General features: G+C 57.7%; 5 protein-coding genes. All 5 read right to left on the reverse strand.

Annotation, left to right across the window (positions count from 1 at the left end; genetic code table 11):
- Positions 1-300: 300 nt before the first annotated feature.
- Positions 301-441, reverse strand: a complete 141-nt coding sequence (locus KGZ66_05145) for a GxxExxY protein (protein ID MBS3984970.1) — start codon at positions 439-441, stop codon at positions 301-303.
- 93 nt (positions 442-534) lie between these two features.
- Positions 535-2,145, reverse strand: coding sequence for a CTP synthase (locus KGZ66_05150; protein ID MBS3984971.1), 1,611 nt, complete (start codon positions 2,143-2,145; stop codon positions 535-537).
- Positions 2,146-2,169: 24 nt separating this feature from the next.
- Positions 2,170-2,619: a DNA-directed RNA polymerase subunit delta gene (gene rpoE, locus KGZ66_05155; GenBank protein MBS3984972.1), complete on the reverse strand. Its 450-nt coding sequence runs from the start codon at positions 2,617-2,619 to the stop codon at positions 2,170-2,172.
- A gap of 317 nt (positions 2,620-2,936) precedes the next feature.
- A complete protein-coding gene (locus tag KGZ66_05160; protein MBS3984973.1) occupies positions 2,937-3,713 on the reverse strand; it encodes a cobalamin-dependent protein in 777 nt (258 codons plus the stop codon).
- A complete protein-coding gene (locus tag KGZ66_05165) occupies positions 3,713-5,278 on the reverse strand; it encodes a lysine 5,6-aminomutase subunit alpha (GenBank protein MBS3984974.1) in 1,566 nt (521 codons plus the stop codon). Before KGZ66_05165 ends, KGZ66_05160 begins: the two co-directional genes overlap by 1 nt.
- Positions 5,279-5,939: the final 661 nt, after the last annotated feature.

The raw sequence follows: 5,939 nt of genomic DNA on the forward strand, positions 1-5,939 counted from the left end.
ACTTTATCCGTGGGTTGCGAAAAATGACAATGCGGTGCACGCTAGCGCTGGCCGTAATGCTGGCAATGGCCGTAGGACGAATAAGAGCAAATCAGCACGATAAAATGCGGAGCCTAGTGAAGGCAGCGTAGAGTTGCTGGTCTAATCGAATCAAAAACCTAGCATCAGCGCCAAGGGATGACTACGCCCTTATACAGGCCCAGATGTCATATTATGGATGTCTAGTGGCTAGCATGCCCGAAAAACCACGGCGTTGCCCCTGTTCCCTTTGTTGAACACAGCGGTTGGTTGAGAAAAAAGCTAGCAACGCAAAACGCTTCCATCATATTTGACGTTGACTTTGCGCTGCTGCTGTGCTTTAAGTCCCTGCTTGTGCAACTCGATCATCAGAGCGTTTTCGTAGACTTTCTCTAGAAAACCTGGTCCAAGGGCAGAGTGCACTTTGAAACCAGCGAAGAGTGCTTATAGTTGACAGAGAGAGGGCGCATATGACTCTACCCCTTCCTCATCCTGACTATCTGCTTGGTATCTTGCCTATCCGACGGAATGGTTCTGCGTCGTTAGGGCTGCGGCGATAAGGTCGCGGAAGAGGGGGTGTGGGCGGTTGGGGCGCGAACGGAACTCGGGGTGAAACTGCACGCCGACAAAGAAGGGGTGGCTTGAATCTTCGACAATCTCGACTAAGCGACCGTCGGGCGAAGTACCCGAGATGACCAGTCCAGCGGCAGTTAGCTGCTCGCGGTAGATGTTGTTAAACTCGTAGCGGTGGCGGTGCCGCTCGTCGATAAGCTCTTGGCCGTACGCGGCGTAGGCTTTTGTACCCTTCTGCAGTTTGCAAGGGTAGGCTCCTAGGCGCATGGTGCCGCCTAAATCTTCTATGTTTTTCTGTTCGGGAAGCAAATCTATTACGGGATGGTGGCAATCTCTAAACTCGGCGCTGTCGGCGTCGGCCCAACCGCACACGTGGCGTGAGTATTCGATTACCATTGTCTGCATGCCAAGGCAAAGCCCGAGAAACGGGATGCGGTTGGTGCGCGCGTAGTTTATGGCCATAATTTTGCCCAATATGCCCCGCCCGCCGAAGCCGCCGGGGACGACAACCGCGTCCGCGCCAGCGAGGTGCAAAGCTGCGCCGCCCGCCTCGATGTCTTCGGAGTTGACCCATGCGAGGTCAATCTTGGCGGAATGGGCAAAGCCAGCATGATGCAGCGCTTCTGCGACGCTTAAGTAGGCGTCGTGCAACGCCACGTATTTACCGACGACAGCTATGCGCAGCCGCCGGCGTAAGCTGTTTATTCCCGCGACGAGCTGTCTCCATTCGGCGAGGTCGGGCGTGCCGGGCGGAAGCTGCAGCCGCTCGATGACTAAATCGTCTAAGCGCTGTTCGGCTAGACGCAGTGGCACTTCGTAAATTGAGGGCACATCCATGTTTTCCATGATGGCGGCTGGGTCGATATCGCAGAGCAGCGCGATTTTGGCTTTGAGCTCAACGGTGAGTGGGACGCTGGTGCGGCAGACCAAAACGTCGGCCCGTATGCCTAGGCTGCGCAATTCCTTTACGCTGTGCTGCGTGGGCTTAGTCTTTGGCTCGCCGCCGATGCTAAGCTGCGGCACGAGGGTGACATGCATGTAGAGCACGTTCTCGCGGCCGACTTCAATGCGCATCTGGCGGATGGCATCAAGGAAAGGCAGCGACTCAATGTCTCCGACTGTGCCGCCGATTTCGACGATGACTACGTCGGCTCGGCTTTCGCGCGCGAGGCGATACATGCGTTCTTTAATCTCGTTGGTGATGTGGGGAATAACTTGCACCGTGCCGCCGAGGTAATCGCCTCTGCGCTCTTTGTCGATAACGGTCTTGTAGATGCGGCCGGCGGTGACATTATTGAGGCTAGAGAGGTTAATGTCCATAAAGCGCTCGTAATGCCCGATGTCTAGGTCGGTCTCGGCTCCGTCGTCGGTGACAAAAACCTCGCCGTGCTGGTACGGGCTCATGGTGCCGGGGTCGACATTAATGTAGGGGTCGAACTTTAGGACGTTAACGCTGATGCCGCGGGCCTTAAGCAGCCGCCCTAACGATGCGGCAGTGATTCCTTTGCCCAAGCCAGATACTACGCCTCCGGTGACAAACACAAATTTTGCCATACGACACTCCTTGCTGCAAAACATTTATTCGTCTAACTCGTCCTCATCTTCGTCGGAGGTTCCCTCTAACGGCACCGCCGCTTCTTCTGTGCCAAAAGCTTCGTCTTCCTCGGGGTCTAGGGGGACGATTAGCTCGCTCTCATCGTCGAGGTCGTCCTCTTGCTCTTCGTCAAAAATGTAATCGCCGGCTTTGGGCAGATAGTCTCCGGGGATAACGACGGGGGCGAACTTATGGTTAGCGGGTGCCCAATCGCGCAGGCCCCAGATGCCCCGGCCCATATGGACAAAGCGGGCGTCTAGGTTGATTTGGGTGAGGACGTGGGCCATTTGCTCGGGAGATGCGGGCACATCACCACGCTCGGCTAACACGGCCTGAACTAAGTCTTTGTAATGGGTAGCTTGCCGGCGCTCACGCAATAGGCGGAGGGCGATATCCGGAAAAGATTCTCTTGACTTGCGCACTTGTTGGTTCAAAGAGGCAGCCTCCTCGCTGTGGTCGTCCTGAGTATTATATGCATTTGGCGGCGGGATGCCAAGGGGGTGTGATGTGGCTTGAAGATTGTCGCTTGTGGCTTGTCGCTTGTCGCTTGGGGAGGGCCGCCGGCCGCCAGCCGCCAGCGGTGGGCCGTGAGTTTGAGCCAGGAGCACTGGGCACCTCCCTTTTGCGTCAGTGTCGCGCTCCTCCGTCAGACTGTGCGAAAAGCCTTCCTCGGGTGTAGGGACGTGCCTGTGGCACGTCCGCGGACGTGCGGAACGCACGTCCCTACAAGGTTTCTGTCGCCGCCTGCTTTCTACCAGCAAGAGGCAGCTGTGTTTTCGCACAGTCTGCCGTCCCTCGGAGACATTCCCCGGCGCACCATCTCCTGCACGATGAAGGAGGCGACGTGGGGAGGCAGGGTGCCTGGGCCAAAGCCGGCGTCGTAGCCGAGCTCGATGGCTAGCTCGTGGGAAATGCGCGGGCCGCCGCAGATAAGCACCAAACGGTCGCGCAGGCCCTCGGCTTCTAAGAGCTCTACGAGCTGTGTAAGGTTTGGGATGTGCACGTCTTTTTGCGTGACGACTTGCGAGACGAGCAGGCAGTCGGCCTTTAGCTCTATTGCCCGGGCAATAAGCGTTTCGTTAGGCACCTGGCTACCGAGGTTGACGGCCACCATCTCGGGATAGCGCTCTAAACCGTACTCGCCGGCGTAACCTTTCATGTTCATGATGGCGTCAAGCCCGACGGTGTGGGCGTCGGTGCCGGTGCACGCGCCAATAACCACGACTTTCCGGCCAATCTCGGTGCGGATAAACTCGTTAATAGCATAAAAGCCCATCTGTTTGGCGTCAACCTTAGGTACGGAAATAGCGGAAAAGTCTATGGATGTCGGCGTTTTGGCGTAGACCACGAAGAAGCTGAAGCCCTCGCCTAAGTCCCCCATATGCACGACGCTTACAGCCTCGAAGCCCATGCGGTGAACTAGCTGCTTGGCGGCCTCTTTGGCTTCGGGACCGGGCGGGACAGGCAAGGTAAACGAAAGCTGCATTGCGCCGTCGTTAAGTGTATCGCCGTAAGGGCGAATCTCCATTACTGCTCACCTCCGCTTAGATACTGCTTCGCTAACATTGGCGCTACGAAGGGGTTGTAGTAATCCGGCGCTTGCTTGGCTACGCCGTCAAGGCCCTTGCCTCCGAACCTGCTCCGTTTTACATCGGCAAAGATGCCCTGCTCGATAGCTTCCATGAGTCCGATTTGTTCGACGCGTGCCAGCAGATCTAGTGCTTTGCCTAGCACTTCGTCGGCGCGCGCTTCGGCCTTGCCGCCCGGGACAAAGGTCACTTCGTCGGCGAGGGAGCGGGCGGCGCGCATCACGTACTTGGCGTTTTCTAAAGCTAAGTAGCGATCCTGCAGGAAGGGCGTATGGATAGCTTCGGTTAGCATGCCCAGCAAATGAATTCCCTGCCTGGTAAGGACCGAAGTGAGGTTAAACATGGAGTTCATGCTGTGACCCTTAAAGATGTTTCCGGTCATGTGCTTAGTTGGCGGCATGTACTTAAGCGGCGCGCGCGGGAAAATTTGGCGCGCCATCTGCGCTTGCGCCAGTTCAAGTAGCATGGAATCGGCCTTGTCTGGGTCAATCTCATAGGCGTGACCGAGCCCGATTTGCTCGTCGGGGAGGCCAGAGAGGTGGGCTAGCTGCTCGTTAATAAACTGCGAGGCCAATACGGTATGCGCGGCTTCGACCGCGTCGGCGGTCGTTAGGTAATTGTCCTCGCCGGTGTTGATTATTATTCCGGCATAGCCGTTAATAATGCGCGAAAAATACTGGTCGACGAGCGTGCGCTGCATGTTAATGTCGCGGAAGAGGATGCCGTAGAGAGCGTCGTTAAGCATCATGTCTAAGCGCTCCATGGCACCGAGAGCCGCAATTTCGGGCATACAGAGGCCGGAGGCGTAGTTTACGAGGCGAATATAGCGCTTAAGCTCCTGCCCGATTTCGTCGAGCGCGCGGCGCATAATGCGAAAGTTTTCCTGCGTGGCGTACGTGCCGCCAAAGCCTTCGGTGGTGGCACCGTAGGGCACGTAGTCGAGCAGGCTCTGCCCGGTGGTGCGGATGACGGCGATAATGTCGGCGCCTGCGCGGGCGGCGGCGCGGGCCTGGGTGACGTCTTCGTAGATGTTGCCGGTTGCGACGATTACATACAGATAAGGGCGGTCTCCTTCGCCGAGCTCAGCGAGGAGCTCTTCGCGCTCCCGGCGCCGCGCGGCGATGCGGCGGAGGGCGTCGTGGGCGTAAGTGTCGGCTACGGCGCGTGCGGCGTCGGGCCTAAAGGGAAGTTTGGCGAGCGAAATGCGCCCTGCCGCTACCTGCTCGGCGACCTGGCGCGGCGTAAGGTCTAGCGAGGCGGAGGCGTTGCCAAGCGCTAGGGCCGCGCCGCGCGAAAGTGCGCCTCCGCGCGCAATGTCTTCTACCACGAGGTTAGCAAGCGGCACGCCGTCGCTGTCTACGCCGTCGATGCCAAACAGGCGGGCGACGGTGCGCTCTACGGCGGTGGTGGTGTGCGCGGCGATAAACTTGTGGATGTCGGCGCTAATGCGCGCCGCCGCCGCGCGGGCACGAGCGACTTTAGTCTGGTCGAGATTTAACTTCATGGGACAACTCCTTTCGTGCAAGATGCAAGAGGCAAGAAACAAGAGACAAGAAATGAGAGGTGAGAGTGAAGGAAAAGGGACGGAGCTTTTTGCTTCAACTTTCGCACTTAGCACTTAGCACTTAGCACTGCGTGGAGGACGGGACGGGGAGCCGTTCACCACAGAGGCACAGAGAACACAGAGAGGGCACGAACTGAAGCAAAAGGGACGGGGCTTTTTGCTTCAACTTTCGCACTTAGCACTTAGCACTTAGCACTGCGTGGAGGACGGGGCGGGAGCGGTTCACCACAGAGGCATCGAGAACACAAAGAGGGCACGAACTGAAGCAAAAGGTGAAGCAAAAGGGACGGGAGCGACCGAGCAAGGTCGCACTACATAGCGGGTGCGAATCCCGCTGGGAAAGGAATAGCTAACCACCCATAGCTAGCCTTGGAGCGCAGGGGGCAACCGCTGCGTTTAAGCGTAGGCAAGCAAGCTAGCAGGCCGAAATCGCAAGGTGAAGGTATTGAGCCCCGAAATATGCATTGACGGGAGTGCCGATGCTGTCCGTCCAGCAGAAGGCAAGATTGCACTTAGCGTGATAGCGAGTTAGGTGCAAACTCCCCGGGGTCTAAGGCCTTGGCATGCTAGACATTGTTGTAGTGCGGGAACTCGGGAGACC

This window comes from Selenomonadales bacterium, from assembly GCA_018335585.1.
Lineage (GTDB): Bacteria > Bacillota > UBA994 > UBA994 > UBA994 > UBA994.